Here is a 19,393-nt window from a genome sequence, read left to right as displayed (position 1 = left end):
CGCCCTGATTTCTGGCATAATGGGCAGAACTGACGTCCAACAGACATTTTACCGATATGGATAGTCCGGGTGCAGGGGGATTGAAGATGTCTCCCTGCGCTTTCGTGCGAGGATATTGAATGCGCCTTGTTGTTTTTGGCCTGCCCCTTCTGGTCGTCATCCTGAACTGGTTATGGCCGTTACCGCTTCCTCTGGGCCTGAAGGTGGTTGCTGCCACACTGGTAGTCGTAGCCGCACTTTACCATTACTGGTCCCGGCTTTCCTCGGGGTCCGTTTTTGCCCCGGAATTTCCCCGGCTGCTTGTTATTGTGTTCAACTGGGCATTCGGTGCAATCCTGTTTCTCACACTGCTTCAGATCGCGCTTGATATCGGTACATTACTGGTCGCGCTGGTAACGTGGCAGCCGGTGCATATTTCGGTTGGAGCACGGGTGGTCGTGGGAGGTATTGCCGGGGGGCTTGCCGCCATCGGCGTCGCCAATGCGCTGCGGGTGCCGCCGGTCAGGGACGTGATTGTGACCATTCCCGGCCTGTCGCCAGCGTTTGATGGATATAAGTTGGTTCAGTTGACCGACATGCATATCAGTCGGCTGTTTCCCGCCCGATGGGCGAGGGCGGTCGTGGAGCGTACCAACGTGACCGATGCCGACATGATTGTCGTAACGGGCGATTTCCTTGACGGCTCGGTGGCCATGCGCCGTGCTGACGTGGCACCGCTTGCGCAACTGCATGCGCCGGACGGTGTTCTGGCGATCCCGGGAAACCATGAATATTTCTTCGATTATGCCGACTGGATGCAGCACCTGTCTGAACTGGGCTTCCACATGCTTTTAAACCGCCATGCGGTCATCACAAGGGGAGGGGCCAGACTGGTCATTGCCGGGGTTACCGACCGGTCAGCACCCGCGCATGGACAGGCTGGCCCAGATCTGGCTGCGGCCCTTGCGGGTCGTCCTGCCAACGCCCCGGTCGTGCTGCTTGATCATCAGCCCGGTAATGCGCGTGAAGCGGCCGCATGCGGTGTCGCCATGCAATTGTCGGGGCATACACATGGCGGGATGATTGTTGGCCTCGACCGTCTCGTCGCGCGCGGCAACAGCGGGTTTGTTTCAGGGCGCTACGATGTGGGCGGCATGGTGCTTTACGTCAGTAATGGCACCGGACTCTGGCCGGGTTTTGCGCTCCGGCTGGGCAGGCCATCCGAAATCACCCGTTTCAAACTGCGCGCGGGATAAGAGGGGAGCTTTATCCTGATCTGACAAATTTCAATATAAATTCAATATTTAGCGCAGCAGCATCGTCCAGTGACGGCTTCAACATCTGCTTACTAAAACATCGTCAGGTAGAAATCGATCTTTCTCTGACTGGTGTTCTCAGACCCGAACCGTTCGATAACTATCCATAAAATCAACAGTTCTCCCCGGAAACCGGGACCGCTTCTGTCCTCCGGCAGGGCAGAAGCCGCAATGAAAGATAGACCCGGTTCATCCGCCGCAATTTGTCAGGGCACCGGGCGTGGTGGAACAGGCACAGTCGGCGTCTTCGCTATAAGCGTGTGCTACGGATCCATCAGCCGCCCGGATATCCCCATGGCAACGACCGCTCTGAACATCGTGCAGCAAATCGGCGACCCAAACCTGACAATATTCTGCGCCACCTTCCTCGGATGGCAATCGCCGGCCGCCACCATTCCCCATGCCATTGTCGATACTGCGTGAAAGGCTGTGGCGCTTTCCCTGACACCTGGGCAAAGGGCGGACATCACTGAAGCAGAGCCATTGCTCGATGAAATCGATCCCGAGGCCTTCATCGCCGACAAGGCTTATGACGCCGATCCCCTCATCGAAAAACTCGAAGAGCGGGGGATCGCACCGGTTATCCCCCCAAGGAAAAACTGTATCTGTCCACGGAAAACCCGTTTTTCAATTTATAAAAAACGAAACATCATCGAACGGTTCTTCGCCAGACTGAAGCAGTTCAGAGGCATTGCAACACGCTATGACAAGCTGAAATCAACCTTCCTTGCAGCAGTGCAACTTGTCTCCGCTATTATTGGAATTAACTGATGACACGCCCTAGCCTACGGCATAACCCTGCCGCATGATGCGGCAGGCGTGAGCGTGCAGAGATGACACTGGCATCCGAATGTCGGCATTCTGACTTTTCAGCTCCCTGTAGCAGTTTCTCAGGCTATCTGGCCTGACGCCTGACGGGGCTGCCGCTTTCGTTGCCAGATCATGATGCCCGTTACCACCAACATGCACACGGCCAGACCCGACAGGCATATGAGGATACGGCCACCAAGCCCGGCTATCCTGCCGCTATGCCATGGCAACTGCATCTGCATGACCAGATTGCCCGAAGCCCCCTGACCGGGCATATCACCTGCCGTAATCTGACCGGTTTTCAGATCTACGGTAACCATGGGACTTCCCAGCCCGGAGGGTTCTGTTCCCTGGTCGCTGAAAAGGTAGAACATGGCGGTTCCACCATCCGGGTCCAGCAGCACTGCGGCCGGTCTCCCGCCGCTGCCATGAGCCTGCACGAAACCTGCGGCGAGGCCTTCCGCCTGATCAATCGTAACCGGATGGGCCGGGAGCCGTGTGTCCGCCATGGGCGGCGCGGTAGGCAGGATGGTCCGGATGACGGGGTTGAAAACCTCATCCTCAAGCGCCAGCGCCACCCCGCTTATCGCAATGCCCAGTAGGACAACCCATAACCAGAGCGAGACGGCCCGGTGCAGGTCAAACGTGATCCGTATGGAGGAACGCCGTAGGCCAATCGTCCATGTCTTACGCCATTGCCGCCAGAACGCCTGCCGCCATGCAGGCTGGTGCAACGGAAAGGTCAGAAGAAGGCCGACCACACAGTCAATCGACCACAGCATGGCCGAGAGACCCATGACCCACATGCCCGCCTGGCCCAGATCAAGGGAATAATGAACGCGGTATATAAAAGACATCAGCACGCGACGGTTGAAGCAGCAGCCTTCGACCGGTCGCATGCCCTGAATGCGCCCCGTGCCGGGGTCGAGAAAAATTTCGTTTTCAACCGGATCTTTCCTGCCCGTAACCGTTTCGGACGAATAAACCTCGATCGCACGCCCCGCAGGGGGGCGGTAGAGCAGGGCAGTTACCTGTGTTTGAGGACGCTGCAGCTTCAGCCGCGCCAACAGTGTTGAAACAGGCAGGAGGCGTGTCGGGGCAGGGGCATGGAACAGGTCAGAATTGAGGGCCGCGTCAATTTCCGTGCGGAATACGCTGATGCTTCCCGTAAGCCCTGCAATTAACAGCACGCCCGACAGGAGCAGCCCCGTATATCGGTGCAGGCGCACAAGGGCCGGACGAACGGTTTTCAGGGTCAGGACAGCCATCATTCATGCATTGGCACGCCCATCAGGGCAGGGCAATAAAAGAAAATAAGACGCGTTCGCATATTCGGCCATCCGCTCTCCCAAACGCACTGCTGAGGAATGGCATGTCTGACAATCCGGAATGTATCGAAAAATCACAGTGCAGTTTTATTATTGATAATGATTATTATGTTCATATAAGGAAGGCGCGTGCCCCGTCCGGGCGCTGACGCACGCTGTCAAGGAACCTTCAGGCCGTGGCCTCGACCGATCACCTTCTGGAAACCTATCTGGCAAACCGGTCGCGTTTCGTGTCCTTCGCCGTATCCATGGTCGGTTGCGCGGCACAAGCCGAGGATATCGTGCAGGATGCGTTTGTTCAGGTCGCATCCGTCAGGCGGCAGGGGATCGTGTTCAAGCCTGTTGCGTATCTGACCACGATCATACGCAATCTGGCGCTGGATCATCTCCGTGCCGCACGCAAGCAGATCCCGACCGAGATCGATCATACCCTGCTGGCTGATACAGGTGCGGGGTCCATATCGCCCGAAACCCATTGCGGGCACCGGCAGGAACTGCATACCGTGGCACATGCCCTGGCCAGCCTGCCGCCACGCACCCGCCGCGCGTTCGAGATGTATCGCATCGGTGGCTACACATTGCAGGAAATCGCGACCGTTCTGGATGTTTCCACCACACGTGTGCACAGGATGATCCAGATCGCGCTGGTGGCCTGTGCCGCCGCCCTGCCAGACATGGAGCCATAAAATTTTCCCCCTGGCGTTAAAAAACAGGCACCTGCGCCGTCCCTGTTCCTGGAAATACGTTCAACGCCCCTGGCGCGGAACAAATGGGGATGGGCACGGATGAACACACAGCCAACACCGGGCGCCGAACGTGCCATGCTGGAAGCCGCCACCTGGAAAATCCGCCTCAATGAGGTACCCGATGATGAAACGGTACGGGCGGAATGGGCCGCATGGCACACCCAGAACCCCGACCATGAGCGGGCGTGGCGCCGGATGGAACGCATCTGGGCCCTTACGGGCCAGATGGTTCCCGTAACGCCCCCGCATGACCGGCCCGCAACACCCCGGCGGCCTGCGGCTGGCAGAACTGCCCGGGCACGCCCGTTGCGGATTGCGGCGGCCTGCATGCTGCCGGTGGCGGCGAGCCTGCTGGCCTTTGCCACGCCCGACCTCATGTTTCGCCTGCAGGCCGATTATTACACGAAAACGGGCGAAACCCGCACGGTCAGTCTGTCGGATGGAACGGCGGTGACCCTGGCAGGTCATTCCGCCATCGCCGTGCATTATTCGGGTCGGGAACGGGGGGTTACGCTGCTGGCCGGGGAAGCGTTTTTCAATATCGTGCATGACGGAAAACGCAGCTTTGCCGTTAGGGCAGGGAATGTGACGACGCGCGATATCGGCACCGCCTTTGATGTGCAGATGGCCGGGCCCCATGTCACTGTTGCCGTGCGCGAGGGGATCGTGAGCGTATCCCGCCAGTCCGCCCCCGCCCTGCGCCTGACCGCCGGCCAGACATGGGCGGTCGACCAGCACACGGGGCAGGCCCATCGCGGCACGATCGACCCGGAGGATGTCGGTTCATGGCGGTCAGGGCAGATGGTGCTGAACGACGTACGGTTTTCTGACGCGGTCGCGGTACTGGGGCGCTATTATCCGGGTACCATCGTGACCCATGGTCTTGAGCACGACACCATCCCGGTAGGAGGCGTGTATGACCTGCATCATCCCAGGGAGGCGCTGGAAGCCCTGTGCGCGCTGCATGGCAGCAGGCTTGTCACGCTCCCTGCAGGCCTCACCCTGGTACTGGCGGACCACAAAGCCCCCTGATGAACCCACCGCAGCACTTTTTTCAGGGGACCGCTAAAAAAAGTTTCACCCACACGTTAAAAATAAATCGTCTCAACGGACATGGATATACGCGAATGCAATTCGTTTGCATTTTCTGCCAACCGTCCGCCCGTGAGACCCGACCATGCCGTGTGTTCTTCTGCCGTGCCGCCACAATCGCATCCGGCTTTCCCGATCCAGCCTGCTTACGGGCACGTCCGCCCTGCTGTTCGTCATGTGGGCCGCCACGGGCCATCATGCCGTAGCGGCACCCCTGGTTGAGGGCAACGTGGCCGTCCCGCCATCACAGGCACAGCCCTTCAGTATTCCCGCCCAACCGCTGGCCCGCGCGCTTGCCGCCTTTGGTGCGCAGACCGGCCTGCAGATCGCCTTCGACAGCGCCACGATAGCAGGCGCACGCTCAGGGGGGGTGAGCGGACAGATGACAGCGGAACAGGCGCTTGCCAACCTTCTGGCGGGCACGGGCATCAGTTACCACAGAACCGGGACGCATTCCGTCTCGCTCTTCCGCGCACCAGCCGCCATCACTCTTGATCCGGTGCGGGTGGAAGGGCAGGGGAACGGGGGCGGCAGAAAAGGCTGGAAAGAAGAGCAGATCGCCGTTTACGCCACATCGGGGCGGGCCGGGCTTGTGCCCAAGAATTCGAGTGCCGCCACCAAAACCGACACGCCCCTGATTGAAACCCCGGAATCCGTATCCGTCGTGACCCGTGCGCAGCTCGATCAGCAGAATGCCCGCACCATAGCCGAGGCCCTGCGGTATAATGCGGGTGTGTCGGGCGATGTGGCATCGGGTTACACCACGCGGTTCGACATGGTTGAAATCCGTGGCTTTCAGGGTGCCGCAGGCGCGGATGAGTTTGTTGACAACCTGCGCCTGTTCAATGGTGCCTATTACGCCACCCAGCAGATCGACCCCTACCTGCTCGACCAGATCGACATCCTCAAGGGGCCGCCATCGGTCCTGTACGGGCAGTCCAATCCCGGGGGCGCCATCGTGCTGACCACGAAACAGCCAACGGCCACTCCCGTCCACTCCATCTCGGTCGAGGGCGGAACATACGGCTACGTGCGCGGCACCGCCGATTTTGGCGGGCGGATCGACCGCGACGGCAAGTGGCTGTATCGCGTGGCGGCAACCGCCACCACGTCCGGCACGCAGGACGAACACACCCGCAACGAACGCTTTGGCGTCCTGCCATCGCTGACATGGACCCCCAATGACCGCCTGACCATGACGCTGTCCGCCTTCTGGCAGCGTGACCCGCGTGGCGGCAATTTTGATACTGCCCCCCTGCAGGGCACCATCCTGCCCAACCCGAATGGCAAGATTTCGGACCACTTTTACCCCGGCGATCCCAATTTCGAGACCTACAAGCGCACCCAGACGGCGGTGAACTACCGCCTGAGCTACCGCATTGCGCCCAACTGGACGTTCAAATCATTTGCCCGTTACGCAAATGTGGGGGCGTTTTTCCAGCAGGTGTCCTCGGGCGGGATGCTCGATGATGACAACCGCACGCTGGAGCGCGCCGCCTACGGGTCGGAGGAGCATTTCGACACGATCACGGTGGAAGAGCAGATCCTTGGCCATTTCCGCACAGGGCCGGTCAAACACAACGTGATCATTGGCGGCAACTGGCAGAATATCCGTGATTCCGCCAACCTGTATTACGGCGATGCGCCCTCGCTCGACGTCTTCGCGCCCACCTATGGGCAGAGCATCGGCAAGCTGGACCTATATGAAGCCCAGAGCATCACCACCAACCAGGAAGGCATATATGGCGAGGATCAGATGACATGGGGCCACCTGCATGTGCAGGGTGGCGTGCGCCATGACTGGTCCACCATCGATACCCGCGACCAGACCGATAGCGGCGGCAGCTTCAACCAGTCGGACCAAGCCACGACGTGGCGTGGCGGCATCCTGTATGCGTTCCCCATCGGGCTTTCACCCTATTTCCATTACGCGGAATCCTTCCAGCCTGCCAATAACCTGTCCTTCAATGGCACGCCGTTCAAGCCCACCCGGGGGCGGCAGTTTGAAGTGGGGCTGAAATACCAGCCGCATGGCTTCAACGGGTTTTTCACGGCCGCACTGTATGACCTCAAGCAGAGCAACGTGCTGGTCACCGATCCGGTCCATATCGACTTCTATACCCAGACCGGCGGCATCCGCTCACGCGGGATCGAACTCGAAGCCCATGTGGACCTGACCCGCAACCTGAACATCATCGCGGCCTATACCTATCAGGACGTGGCCTATACGCGCGGCAGCGGCGACCTGACCGGCGAACGCCCGATTGCGGTGCCCAAGCAGACATTCTCGGTCTGGGGGCATTATGACCTGCGCAATGGCCCGCTGCGGGGGCTGGGGTTTGGCGCGGGCGTGCGCTACAACGGCAATACGCTGGTGGACAACACGCTGGAATATGTCACACCCAGCTATGTGCTGGTGGATGCGCAGGCACAGTATTCCCTCGATGCCATAGCCCCACGGATGAAGGGCATGCTGTTTCAGGTCACCGCGCAGAACCTGCTCAACCAGCGGTACTATCCCAGCTGCGCGGGTGCCGATACCGGCTGCTATATCGGTGCGAACCGTAATGTGATCGGCAAGGTGACCTATAGCTGGTAATGAATGCAAATATTTACTGCCAGTTATGCGATTCTCACATGATGTGGCGAAGGTATCCCATACAGACGATCCATGCTGGCAGGAAATAACAGCGCGCGGCAACTGCCGTCCGATATTTTTGGACGGTTTCATGCAACATATTGATTTACCTACACTTTACCAAGAACTCAGAAAGCAGGTCGCATGTGCCCCGACGGTGACATACGAAACATGGGCCACATCATACGCAACTTGAACATGCGAATGATTATTATTACAGGACATGGAAACAGCGGGAGATACGACGCACGATAAGGCAAAGCCCCGTGTGTCGATCTCCTTGGAGGCGGTGCCCGTGTCCTACGCGGACAAGATTTTTCTGGAAGTCCTTGAAAGCAACAGACGCCATCTTGTCGCGCTGGCGGCACGGGTTGTGGGCTGCGCATGGCGGGGCGAGGAAATCGTGCAGGACGCCTATATCCGCATCATCCGCGCCGGAGCCGCGCCACAGGACATCCAACACCCGCTCGGTTACCTGAAACGGGTGATTTTCCGCCTCGCCATTGATGCACGCCGGGCAAAAGCCGTTGAACGTGCCTATGCGCAGGCCATCAGTTCTCCCGTAAGCTCCCGGCGACTGACGCCTTGCTGAATACTTCTGGTCTGGTTCAGCTATGAAGCATGAGCGATTTAAGAGATAGGGACGCGGTACTACCTGCGAGTGTCGCAGGTAGTACCGCAGAGAGGCTCCAAAGGAGCGGTAGAGAGACAGGCGAGCGGGACAGGCTGGCGGGCGCCTCGCGGATCGAGATCGTTTCGGATCGCCGCCGCTGGCACGCCCCTGAATTTCGCGCGCGAGTGGTCATCGCGTCCTACGAGAGCCGACGCCCCATAAGGGAGGTGGCTGCACAGTTTGGGATCCATCCAAGTCTGGTGTTTCGCTGGCGGCGAGAGGCTCGGGCCAAAGGCGGGACATCGTTCATACCTGTCATGGTGGCCCCGGCCCCCGAGCCGCAGCCATTGGAGCGTCGGAGAGAACAGGGAACGCTGTCCGACCGAGCCGTCAGCCTGGTCTTTCCGGACGGTGTGCGGCTGGAGTTCGACACAGGGCTGTCCGCTGATCGTCTGCGTGAGATTGTGGGCGCACTACGATCATGATCCCGCTTCCCTCCACGCTGAGGATATGGCTGGCGGCCGGTGTAACCGATATGCGCCTGGGGATGCCCGGGCTGGCGTTGAAGGTCCAGGAAGCACTGGGTCGTGACCCTTTCGCGGGTGACGTCTATGCCTTCAGGGGCCGACGCGGCGACCTGGTGAAACTGATCTGGCACGATGGGATCGGCCTTTCCTTATATGCGAAGCGGATCGAGCGCGGGCATTTCCTGTGGCCTTCGGCAAAGGACGGAGCGATCCATCTCTCCCCGTCACAATTGACTTGTCTGCTGGAGGGTGTGGATTGGCGCAATCCGCAGAAAACATGGAGACCTGAACTGGCGGGATAATAAAAACCGCGCCAGGTCAGCATATACTGGTACCCTTTTGAGCGCCCATGTGATCAACTGCCTTCATGACGGGAGACACGGACGACATCATCGCCTTGCGCGCAGCACTTGCCGCTGCCGAGGCGCGTGCCCAGGTCGCCGAACTCCGGGCGTCTACTGCCGAAATCCGGGCCACTGATGCAGAAGCGCGCGCGGCCAGCGCCGAAGCGCAGATTGCCCATCTCAAACATCTTATCGCGCGGATGCGCCAGGACCGTTTCGGCGCCTCGTCGGAGCGGGGGCGCCGCCTGCTGGCCCAGCTCGAACTCGAACTGGAAGAGCTGGAGACGACACTCGCCGAGGACGCGCCCGAAAATGCGGCGGATCCCGCCGTCCGCGCGACAGCACCCAGGAGCAACCGGGGGCGCCAGCCCCTGCGTGCCGATCTGCCGCGCGAGCGGGTCGTCATCCCCGCACCGACACAGTGTCCGTGCTGTGGCAGCGATCGTCTGAGCAAACTGGGGGAGAGCGTCACCGAGACGCTGGAGGTGATCCCGCGCCAGTTCAAGGTCATCCAGACGGTGCGGGAGAAGTTCACCTGCCGGGACTGCGAGAGCATCACCCAGCCACCCGCCCCCTTCCATCCGATCGCGCGCGGACGCGCCGGCCCATGGCTGCTGTCGACCATCCTGTGCGACAAGTTCCTGCAGCATCTGCCGCTGAACCGCCAGAGCGATGCCTTTGCCCGCGAAGGGATCGATCTCGACACATCAACGCTGGCCGACTGGGTGGGAGCCTGCACCGCGACGCTGGCCCCCCTGACTACGCTGATCCGGGCGCATGTGCTGGCGGCACAACGCCTGCACGCGGACGACACCACCGTGCCGGTTCTGGCGAAAGGCCGGACAGTCACCGGACGATTGTGGAATTACGTGCGTGATGATGGTCCATTTGGTGGGCCAGCACCGCCAGCCGTCTGGTTCCGGTATTCCCGGGACCGCAAGGGCGAACATCCCACGGACCATCTCACCGGCTGGACCGGCATTCTGCAGTCAGACGCCTATGCGGGTTATAATACTCTGGCGAAACCGGGACGCCAACCCGCGCCGGTTGTCTCCGCCGGATGCTGGGCCCACGGACGCAGAGGGCTGTTCAAAATCGCCGAGAGGGACAAGGCGCCCCTCGCCATAGAGGCAGTAGGCAGGATCGACGCCATATTCCAGGCCGAGCGCACCATCAACGGTACGCCCCCAGAACATCGGCTGGCAGTCCGTCAAACAGACATAGCCCCTCTGGTCGACGATCTGTTCGACTGGATGCGGGAGTGTTGCCGGCGCATGTCGACCAAAAATCCCGTTACCCACGCCATGAACTATTTTCTACGGCGTGCCGATACATTCACACGATTCCTCACTGACGGCCGGATCTGCCTCTCAAACAATGCAGCAGAACGCGCCCTGCGCGGCATCGCCCTGGGCAGGAAAGCCTGGTTGTTCGCCGGGTCCGATCGTGGCGGAGAGCGCGCCGCCGCCATGTATTCCCTGATCGTCACCGCGCGCCTGAACGATGTCGATCCCCATGCATGGCTCGCTGATGTCCTGGCACGGATCAATGACATTCCCAATCCACGCCTCCATGAACTCCTGCCCTGGCACTGGAAAGCCCACCAGCAGGTCCACAATACCATCGCCGCCTGAATACGCCCGCGTCTCTCGCCGGATGATTACGTTCTCCCGACAGGCGAACCACATGCACTCACGGGGCAGGGGACGTGGATATCCCGCGCCCCGATGCCATCGAAATCCTGACACCCGAACGCCAACTGGCCAGCCAGGATGAACTCCGCCACGTGCTGGCCTGCCTTGACGGCCTACCCCCGCGTACCCGCCGCGCGTTTGAACTGAGCCAGCTCTATGGCCATAAACAGCGTGAAGTGGCCGAGATCCTCGGTGTCAGTTCTCCGCGCGTGCATGCCATGCTCCGGCAGGCCTTCCAGCGGATTACCGAGCAGCTTGGTGAAGAATGAAACCCCACCTGCCGGTGTTAATTTCCATGCCGTTCAATCGTCAGACAGAAAGGAATATGTGAAAGCGCATGTCCTGCCTGCAAAGCATATGGGCCCATGACCGACATTCCCCCGCCTGACGCTGCCGATACGGCCCTTTCGTTCCTTCTCCGTGTACAGGATGATCCCGAAAATGACTGCCTGAAGGCTGAACTCCAGCAATGGCGGCAGGCTGATCCTGCGCATGAACGGGCATGGCAGCAGACATTGCGGGTCCGCCTGCTTGGCCAGATGGCCCTGCAGGGCGCGACACAGGCACAGTCCCCGTCAAAGCCCATGCCCGACAACCTGCATCGCTTCCCGGTCCGCAGATGGCGGGTGGCGGCGGCGGCTACTGCGGCGGCAGCGGCCGTTGTCATGGCCTGCATGCCTTCGCTGCGCCTGTGGTTTCAGGCGGATTACACCACGACAACAGGCCAGACGCGTCAGATTGCCCTGGATGATGGTAGTCACCTGACCCTGGGCAGCGCATCCGCCATTGCCGTGCACATGCAAGGCGATACACGCCGGGTCGTGCTGCTGAAAGGGGAGGCTCTGTTCCAGGTAAAGCATGATCCCCGGCGGACCTTCGTGGTGGAGGCCGATGGCGTGGTGTCTCGCGATATTGGCACGGTGTTTGACGTACGTAGCGGAGCCGGGCACGTCGTGCTGGGGGTTGGTGAGGGCACGGTCGGGCTGCGCGCACCACAGGCGGGAATAGCAGCCGAGCAGACCGTCAATGCCGGTGAACAGATCGATATTACGGAACAGACCGGGGCCGTGCGCCGCTCCACCATTTCACCTGACAGTGTCGGGTCATGGAATACAGGCCTGTTTGGTGCCAGTGCGGTCAGTGTCGCGGATATGCTGGGTATATTGCGCCGCCATTATCCCGGCTATGTCATCGTGCGCGGAACCATACCCGCCAGCAGGCTGGTGGGGGGCGTGTATGACCTGCAGCACCCTGCCGACAGCCTGCGCATGCTGGTCACGTCCTCTGGCGGGTCCATGCACGAAGTGGCAGGGCGTATTCTGGTTATCAGCTTTCCCGGCTGATCCGGCGCGGGCAGCCAACAGAGCAGTCCTGACCTGCAAAAAATTCCCTGAACGTGCAATCGCTATTAAGTTCCGCTGGCGTAGGCCGTCATGTTTTGTGAGACGAATTGATCTTAATTCGCATTTGCAAGACAGCAGGCAACATTTCCATGGCAGCAAGCGTTGATACCCCCACCGCCACAGGCAACCGATTCCGTCATATCCTGCTGACAGCAGTGGCCCTTTCCACACACGGGAGCCTGACATGTGCGGGTGCGCTGGCCGCACCATCCGCCGGGGTCAACAGTAGCACGGTCCTGTCCTTCCACATCGCGCAGAAACCCCTGCGTGATGCGCTGGTGGATCTGGGCACGCAGGCCCGCGTACGCCTGATCTTTGCTGCTGACAGCATACCGAATATCACGGTCGCCCCCCTGAACGGCACGTTTTCGGTGCCGGACGCAATCGGGCGACTGCTGGGTGGGACAGGACTGACATTTTCCAGCCGGGACGGCGCATTCTACATCCAGAAATCCGCGATCGCCAGCATTACGCTGGGCCCCGTACGGGTGGGCGGCACGGTGGCGCATGAAAGTGCCACCGGACCCGGCGTAGGCTACGTAGCCACCAATACCCTGACCGGGTCAAAGACCGACACGCCCATCATCGAGATACCGAACTCGATCCACGTCATCACCAAACAGCAGATGATTGACCAGCAACCCCAGAACGTGATGGAGGCGCTGCGCTACACCCCAGGCGTGCATGTGGAGGGGTTGGGCGGCTTCGCCAATGGCGTGGGCAGTGGATACAATAATGGCAGTATCGTGCAGCGCGGCTTTGCCACCGCGCAGTTTGTCGATGGCATCCGGTCATATTCCAACAGCGCGGGGGAGACCGCGTTCCTTGAACGTATCGAGGTCATGAACGGACCGGCCTCCGTGCTGTATGGCCAGACCACGCCGGGCGGCCTGATCGGCATGTCCCTGAAAAAGCCGACCGACACGCCGCTGCGCAATGTCACCCTTGGCTTTGGCAACTGGGGCCGGTATGAGGCCACGTTCGATGTCAGCGACCGGGTCACGAAGTCTGGCAACGTGCGCTACCGTATTGCCGGGATTGGCGTAACCCAGGGCACGCAGACCAATAACATCGACTACCACCGCGTGGGCGTCCTGCCCTCCATTACGTGGGATATTGACCATAAAACCTCACTGACCCTGTTGGGCAGCTATATGTACACGCCTGGCGATGGCATCAACATGACGCAGCTTCCGCCCAGCGTGCTGCTCAATACCAACGGTTATGGCCGCATTCCCCGCAGCCGTTTTCTGGGTGACAGGAACTGGAATGAATCCGGCCAGACAGATGCGATGTTTGAATACCAGTTCAGGCACACCTTCAACCGCTGGATCGATTTCAGCCAGACCATGCGTTTTGAAAGCTCGGAGTTTCGTAACAAGACGCTCATGCGCGGCGAAGGCATGGTGACCGACCAGCTATACTCCCGCGCGCCGGTCGAGACCAACTGGCCCAGCACCACCATCGGACTCGATACGCGCGTGGGTGGTAAACTGCCAATCGGTCCCGTAAAGAATACCTGGATCGTGGGAACAGATTTTCGGCAGTATACCAGCCGGGACAGTTCGCTCACCGATGATACGCCAGGCAATAACGGCTATCCCGGCCTTGATGGGTATACGCTGGTCAATGTCTATAATCCGCAGAGCAATTACGTGCCCTGCATGGACATCCATTCCTCCAAATGTCTTGTCAGCGGATATCAGAGCCACCAGAACTATTTTCAGGAAGGCATCTATTTTCAGGATCAGCTTAAATACAAGGGGCTGTCCGTTATCCTTGGCGGCCGGCAGGACTGGGTGAACTATCATGGCTATACCGCGCAGACGAGCAACGAGAACGCCACCCATACCTACACCTATACCCGCACCAGTGCCCTGCCACGGCCGCAGGCGGCCTTCACATGGCGCGCGGGGCTGGTCTATCAGTTCAAATTCGGCCTGGCGCCGTATTTCAGCTATTCCACATCCTTCGTGCCGCAGAGTTCGCGCAACTGGCAGGGTAACCTGTTTCCGCCGCTGACCGGCAAGCAGCTTGAAGCAGGACTGAAATATCAGTCACCTGACCAGAAAATCTTTCTACAGGCCGCCGCTTTCCGGATCGAGGAGGACCATTACCTGATTACCGACCCCGACCACCCGAATTTTTCGGCCGATGCAGGGCGTGTACGCTCACAGGGCTTCGAGCTTTCGGCCAATGCCAACTTCACCCGCGACCTGCGCTTCATGGCATCCTACACCTATGACGCCGCGACCTATCTCAGCACCAACCTGAGCGATACGCAGGAATATGCCAACGGCACCACAGGCGGTACGATATCAGAAAAAGGAAAATACATAGGCGAGGGGATTCCCCGCAACATGGCTTCCGCCTTTCTGGATTACACGCTACCCACGCGTTTCCTCAAGGGCTTCGGCATCAATGGCGGCGTGCGATATAACGGCTTTACCTATTCCGATGACGTAAACAGCTTCAAGGTCCCCGCGTACACCCTGTTCGATATCGGCGCGCATTACGATTTCGGGCAGGCCACGCCCATCCTGAAGGGATTGCGAGGGCAGCTTTCCGTCTCCAACCTGACCAACAAATATTACATCACCTCATGCGGGGGGACCTACTCGTGCTATATCGGGCAGGGTCGGCGTGTTTACGGCAACCTGAGCTATAGCTGGTAAGAACAGGCTGAAAGAACGGTTCATCCCATCGTCATTTCCTGCAGGAGGTGCCCGTCATGAACCGCATGCAGTCTTCACATACTGGCGTGTTACGTGTCCTGTGGCGTCTGCAACGCCCGTTATGGCCTGTAACACTGGGGGCGACGCTTGTCGGCACGGCAGGGGGGCTTGCAAGCGCATGGCTGCTGTCCGGGATCAACAACGCCCTGCATGCACCAGACAGGCTGAACGCATCCCTGGCGCTGAACCTTGCGGGGCTGTGCGTGCTGTCCATTGCGGGATCAGCCCTTGCCGGAATCGGCAACAGCGCTGCGGGGCAGAAAATCATCACCCACCTGCGCCAGGAGGTTGCAGCCCGCGTGCTGGCCACCCCGCTTGCCACGCTGGAGCGGCATAAACCGCACCGGATGCTGGCCATCCTGAATGGCGATATCAGCACCGTCAGTGCGTTTACCTTCAATTTCTCGGGCTATGTCGTCTCCTTTGCGGTGGTGCTGGCCTGCGTGATCTATCTGGCCGTTCTGTCGCCACCAGCCTGCCTGATCGTAATCGCGTCCTTTGCCTGCGGCGTGGCGCTGACGATCTGGCGTCGGCGCCGATGGCGGTCTGATTACCGCGAAATCCGCAGCATGGAAGACAGGCTGCAAAACCAGTACCGCACCATTACCGAAGGGGCGCGGGAACTGCAGCTCAATCACATGCGGCGCGACCATGTGCGCCATACCCTGCTGGGTGGGGCAGCATCCCGTATCGCAGCGCTGAAAATCGCGGCCATGCGGCGGTTCTGGCTATTTGATTCCGTTCATGAAGCCCTGTTCTTCCTGACCGTGGCCCTGCTGCTGGGCACACGTTTTCTTACGGGACTGTCTACCCCTGCCGCCAGTGGCGCGGTGCTGGTACTGCTATATGCACGCGGGCCACTGGAACGGCTCTTGCAGGCGCTACCAGCCATGACCGAGACCGAAATTGCCCTGCAGCGCATTGCCGAGCTGACTGCCGACCTGCCCGATGGCAGGCTACCTGCCCTGAATGCGGAAAATGCGGTTGCCTTCCACCATGCCATTACCCTGCACGGCGCGACCTGCCAGCCTGACGGCATGGCCACGCCCGGCTTCACATTGGGGCCGGTGGACCTGATCATCCGCCATGGCGAAATCGTGTTCATCACGGGGGGCAATGGCGCGGGCAAGACCACGCTGGTCAAGCTGCTGCTCGGCCTGTATGCGCCGACGAAGGGCGCCGTGCTGTGTGACGGCGTTCCGGTTACGGCAGAAAACGCCGCCGCATACCGCCAGCTTTTTGCAACGGTGTTCACGGATTATTTCCTGTTTGACGACCTGCTGCACCCAGATGCACGGACCGTGGCCCTTGCAGCACGCTGGCTGGAACGGCTGGGCCTTGCCCATAAGGTCAGGCTGGAGCAGGGTCATTTCAGCACTACCGACCTTTCCACCGGCCAGCGCAGGCGTCTGGCGCTGGTACAGGCGCTTGCCGAACACCGGCCAGTCCTGATGCTGGACGAGTGGGCGGCCGATCAGGACCCGGTTTTCCGCCGTGTTTTCTACACTGAAATCCTGCCTGAACTGAAAGCGGCGGGGCAAACGCTGATCGTCATTTCGCATGATGATCATTATTTCGCTACGGCTGACCATATCATCCACCTTGAGGAAGGGCGCATCGTGACCGACAGCCACCCAACCAAAATGGGGCAGGGGAGGCACGCCATGCGGGCGCAGGGACGCGATCCATCGGGAAAAGGCACCATGGTCCGCCAATCATATTAAAAACCGGGTTTTTTATGAAAAAATCCGCTGCTGGATCGTCCTTATAACAGAGGCAACATTCAGGCCGGTCCGCTGGCAGGACAACAGGACTGGACGCCTGCTGATTTTTTTTCGGCGCAGTCAGGGGCACGACGCAATGAAACAGGCTGGGGTCAGTGCAGAATTTACTTGCAACTCATTCTCACAATCATTATTGAAATTATGGTTCACATGACGCCCCGCGCCCTTCGTCGGTGGTTCAGCGTTCATAAGTGGACCAGCCTTGTCTGCACCATCTTCCTTCTGATCGTATGCGTAACCGGATTGCCGATGCTGTTTTCCGAGCAGATATGGGACATTTTCGTCGGCGACGATGACCCACCTTATGAGGTTCTGCCGCCCGGCACGCCGAACGCCAGTCTGGACGTCATCGTGGAGAAGGCGCGTGCGCTGTACCCCGGCCAGATCATCACCAATGTTTCACCCGATGATGATGAACCGGCTGTGCTGATCTCCATGGCCCCAAGCTGGCAGGCGCTGAAGGACGACGAGAACCATCCAGACCGTCATTCCGGTCACTGGATCAAGTTCGATGCCCGCACAGCCGGGGTAATCAAGCAGTCCCGCCCCACCGATGCCCCGAAAGAGCCACGGACATGGACCGGCATTATCCTTGGCACCTGCACACGCCTGCACATGAACCTGTTCGCGGGCCTTCCCGGTGCGCTGTTCATGGGCGCGATGGGCGGTGCCTTCGTTGCCTCGCTGGTGTCCGGCACGGTGCTTTATGGCCGGTTCATGAAGCGGCTGCCGTTCGGCTCGGTCCGGCGTGACCGGGCCTCGCGCCTGACATGGCTCGACCTGCACAACCTGCTGGGGGCCGCCACACTGGTCTGGGCAACGGTGGTGGGCTTTACGGGGCTGGTCAACGAACTTCAGACCCCGCTGTTCGGCCTGTGGCGTGTGACGGACGTGCGGCAGATTTTGCGCCCTTACGCCAACCTGCCGGTGCCGTCGCAGGACCATCTGTCCTCGGTGCAGGCCGCGTTCGACACGGCGGCAAAAGCCGCTCCCGGCAATGAGGTGACCGGCCTGTCTTTCCCCGGCGCCTCCTTCGGCAGCCCGGTGCATTACGTGCTCTGGACCCGTGGCGCGACACCGTTGCGCGCCCGGCTGTTTACACCGGTTCTGATCGATGCACGCACGGGCGAGCTGACCGGGGCGTATCCCATGCCGTGGTATCTGCGCTTCCTCGAATTCTCCCGCCCGCTGCATTTCGGTGATTATGGCGGCATGCCGCTGCGTATCCTCTGGGCGTTGCTCGATGTGGTGGTGATCGGGGTGCTGGTCAGCGGTCTGGTGCTGTGGGCAGGCAAGCGCAGGATCGCCACCGATGCCCGCCTGCGGGCGCTGGGTTACGATCTGGATGATGCGGACGGCGTGGCTGCTTTGGCGGAGCGCACATGATGAATGCCGTCTCTCCCGAACAACCCATGTCATTTCCTCCTGTTCCGGCACCGCGTTCTTCCGTCGCCGTCTGGCCATGGCCGATCGCGCTGGGTCTGCTCACCGCCTTTGGCCTGCTGTCCGCCCTGCTGGGCCAGCACGGTATCTGGCTGGCCCTGTCATGGGCCGCCCTTTCCATTCCCCTCATCGTTACGGTCATCTGCCTGATCCGGGCGTGGCGCCGTACGCCGTCTGTCAAAGGAGGTCAGTCATGACCCCGATCTCGTTCTCTCCGTGGGACATGTTCCTCAATGCCGGTCCGGTGGTCCGCTGCGTCATGATCCTGCTGGCCGCAGCTTCGCTGCTGACCTGGACGATCTTCATCGCCAAGTCGGTCGAACTGCTGCGCGTGCGCCTCAAGCTCCAGAAAGCCGAAAAGTCGCTGGAAGACGCCAATACGCTGGACCTTGGCGAGGAATGGACGCGCGGAAATTCGTCGATCGCCCACACGCTGGTCATGGCCGCCGAGACCGAGCGCAGGCGCTCTGCCGACATTCCCGATGACGGCGAGGGGCTGAAGGAACGGATCGTCCTGCATCTCGAACGCCTTGAGGCCGCCGAGGGCCGCAGGTTGCTGCGCGGCACCGGCGTGCTGGCCACCATTGGCGCGACCTCGCCCTTCATCGGTCTGTTCGGCACGGTCTGGGGCATCATGACCTCGTTCACCGGCATAGCCGCCAGCAAGGCCACCAGCCTTGCCGTCGTGGCCCCCGGCATTGCCGAGGCCCTTCTGGCAACAGCGCTGGGTCTGGTCGCGGCCATCCCGGCCGTGGTGATCTACAACCATCTCGCCCGCCAGACCGCCTCGTGCCGCGCGCAGGTGGCGGACCTCACCGCACTGGTGATGCGGCTGGTCTCGCGTGATCTGGGGCGCACGCAGATGCTGATGGCGCAGGGCAATATCGTGCGGCTTGGTTCGCAGGCGCGCGATGTCCGCACGGCAGCGGCGGAGTGATCCG

Annotated in this window: 17 protein-coding genes and 1 pseudogene; 17 read left to right on the top strand and 1 reads right to left on the bottom strand. The window is 60.5% G+C overall.

Annotation, left to right across the window (positions count from 1 at the left end; translation table 11 throughout):
- The first annotated feature begins 119 nt into the window (after positions 1-119).
- From FMA36_RS13395 to FMA36_RS13385, 3 genes and pseudogenes are all read left to right on the top strand, one after another.
- On the top strand, positions 120-1,235 hold the full coding sequence (locus FMA36_RS13395) for a metallophosphoesterase (protein ID WP_159262833.1): 1,116 nt from the start codon (positions 120-122) through the stop codon (positions 1,233-1,235).
- A gap of 354 nt (positions 1,236-1,589) precedes the next feature.
- A complete protein-coding gene (locus FMA36_RS19900) occupies positions 1,590-1,718 on the top strand; it encodes a hypothetical protein (RefSeq protein WP_408885663.1) in 129 nt (42 codons plus the stop codon).
- Positions 1,695-2,066 (top strand): annotated as a pseudogene (locus tag FMA36_RS13385) (IS5 family transposase); the annotation flags it as partial. The gene FMA36_RS19900 and the pseudogene FMA36_RS13385, both read left to right, overlap by 24 nt.
- A 119-nt stretch (positions 2,067-2,185) precedes the next feature.
- On the opposite strand, the gene FMA36_RS13380 reads toward FMA36_RS13385, so the two are convergent.
- On the bottom strand, positions 2,186-3,376 hold the full coding sequence (locus tag FMA36_RS13380; RefSeq protein WP_159262831.1) for a PepSY-associated TM helix domain-containing protein: 1,191 nt from the start codon (positions 3,374-3,376) through the stop codon (positions 2,186-2,188).
- 233 nt (positions 3,377-3,609) lie between these two features.
- Between FMA36_RS13380 and FMA36_RS13375 the strand changes: the two genes are divergently transcribed.
- The 14 genes from FMA36_RS13375 to exbB all read left to right on the top strand — a co-directional run bounded on the left by FMA36_RS13375 (position 3,610) and on the right by exbB (position 19,389).
- Positions 3,610-4,119 carry a sigma-70 family RNA polymerase sigma factor gene (locus FMA36_RS13375; protein WP_159262830.1) on the top strand — a complete coding sequence of 170 codons (510 nt, stop codon included), beginning with the start codon at positions 3,610-3,612 and terminating at the stop codon, positions 4,117-4,119.
- A 99-nt stretch (positions 4,120-4,218) separates the two neighbouring features.
- Positions 4,219-5,211 (top strand): FecR family protein, encoded by a 993-nt coding sequence (locus FMA36_RS13370; protein WP_159262829.1) that lies wholly within the window; start codon positions 4,219-4,221, stop codon positions 5,209-5,211.
- A gap of 145 nt (positions 5,212-5,356) precedes the next feature.
- Positions 5,357-7,870 carry a TonB-dependent siderophore receptor gene (locus tag FMA36_RS13365; protein WP_159262828.1) on the top strand — a complete coding sequence of 838 codons (2,514 nt, stop codon included), beginning with the start codon at positions 5,357-5,359 and terminating at the stop codon, positions 7,868-7,870.
- A gap of 307 nt (positions 7,871-8,177) precedes the next feature.
- Positions 8,178-8,501 (top strand): sigma factor, encoded by a 324-nt coding sequence (locus FMA36_RS13360; RefSeq protein WP_159262827.1) that lies wholly within the window; start codon positions 8,178-8,180, stop codon positions 8,499-8,501.
- Between the two features lie 29 nt (positions 8,502-8,530).
- Positions 8,531-9,007: an IS66-like element accessory protein TnpA gene (tnpA, locus tag FMA36_RS13355; RefSeq protein WP_193713759.1), complete on the top strand. Its 477-nt coding sequence runs from the start codon at positions 8,531-8,533 to the stop codon at positions 9,005-9,007.
- Entirely contained in the window at positions 9,004-9,351 is a 348-nt protein-coding gene (gene tnpB, locus FMA36_RS13350; RefSeq protein ID WP_019092242.1) for an IS66 family insertion sequence element accessory protein TnpB, read from the top strand. The genes tnpA and tnpB overlap by 4 nt, the downstream gene beginning before the upstream one ends.
- A gap of 65 nt (positions 9,352-9,416) precedes the next feature.
- Positions 9,417-11,027, top strand: coding sequence for an IS66 family transposase (gene tnpC / locus FMA36_RS13345; RefSeq protein ID WP_159261355.1), 1,611 nt, complete (start codon positions 9,417-9,419; stop codon positions 11,025-11,027).
- Between the two features lie 74 nt (positions 11,028-11,101).
- Complete coding sequence (locus FMA36_RS13340) at positions 11,102-11,356, top strand: sigma-70 family RNA polymerase sigma factor (protein WP_159262826.1); 255 nt, start codon at positions 11,102-11,104, stop codon at positions 11,354-11,356.
- A 96-nt stretch (positions 11,357-11,452) separates the two neighbouring features.
- On the top strand, positions 11,453-12,430 hold the full coding sequence (locus FMA36_RS13335; RefSeq protein ID WP_159262825.1) for a FecR family protein: 978 nt from the start codon (positions 11,453-11,455) through the stop codon (positions 12,428-12,430).
- Between the two features lie 149 nt (positions 12,431-12,579).
- Entirely contained in the window at positions 12,580-15,165 is a 2,586-nt protein-coding gene (locus tag FMA36_RS13330) for a TonB-dependent siderophore receptor (RefSeq protein ID WP_159262824.1), read from the top strand.
- A gap of 56 nt (positions 15,166-15,221) precedes the next feature.
- The gene (locus FMA36_RS13325; protein ID WP_159262823.1) at positions 15,222-16,949 is read left to right on the top strand and encodes a cyclic peptide export ABC transporter; all 1,728 of its coding nucleotides are present in this window, start codon (positions 15,222-15,224) and stop codon (positions 16,947-16,949) included.
- 210 nt (positions 16,950-17,159) lie between these two features.
- Complete coding sequence (locus tag FMA36_RS13320) at positions 17,160-18,395, top strand: PepSY-associated TM helix domain-containing protein (RefSeq protein WP_159262822.1); 1,236 nt, start codon at positions 17,160-17,162, stop codon at positions 18,393-18,395.
- Complete coding sequence (locus FMA36_RS13315) at positions 18,395-18,649, top strand: hypothetical protein (protein ID WP_159263959.1); 255 nt, start codon at positions 18,395-18,397, stop codon at positions 18,647-18,649. Before FMA36_RS13320 ends, FMA36_RS13315 begins: the two co-directional genes overlap by 1 nt.
- The gene (gene exbB, locus FMA36_RS13310) at positions 18,646-19,389 is read left to right on the top strand and encodes a tonB-system energizer ExbB (protein ID WP_159262821.1); all 744 of its coding nucleotides are present in this window, start codon (positions 18,646-18,648) and stop codon (positions 19,387-19,389) included. The genes FMA36_RS13315 and exbB overlap by 4 nt, the downstream gene beginning before the upstream one ends.
- Positions 19,390-19,393 lie beyond the last annotated feature (4 nt).

Origin of the sequence: Komagataeibacter xylinus, from assembly GCF_009834365.1 — a bacterium.
Lineage (GTDB): Bacteria > Pseudomonadota > Alphaproteobacteria > Acetobacterales > Acetobacteraceae > Komagataeibacter > Komagataeibacter xylinus_D.
The sequence above is the reverse complement of the archived record's forward strand: the minus strand, read 5'-3'. Positions and strand labels throughout refer to the sequence as shown.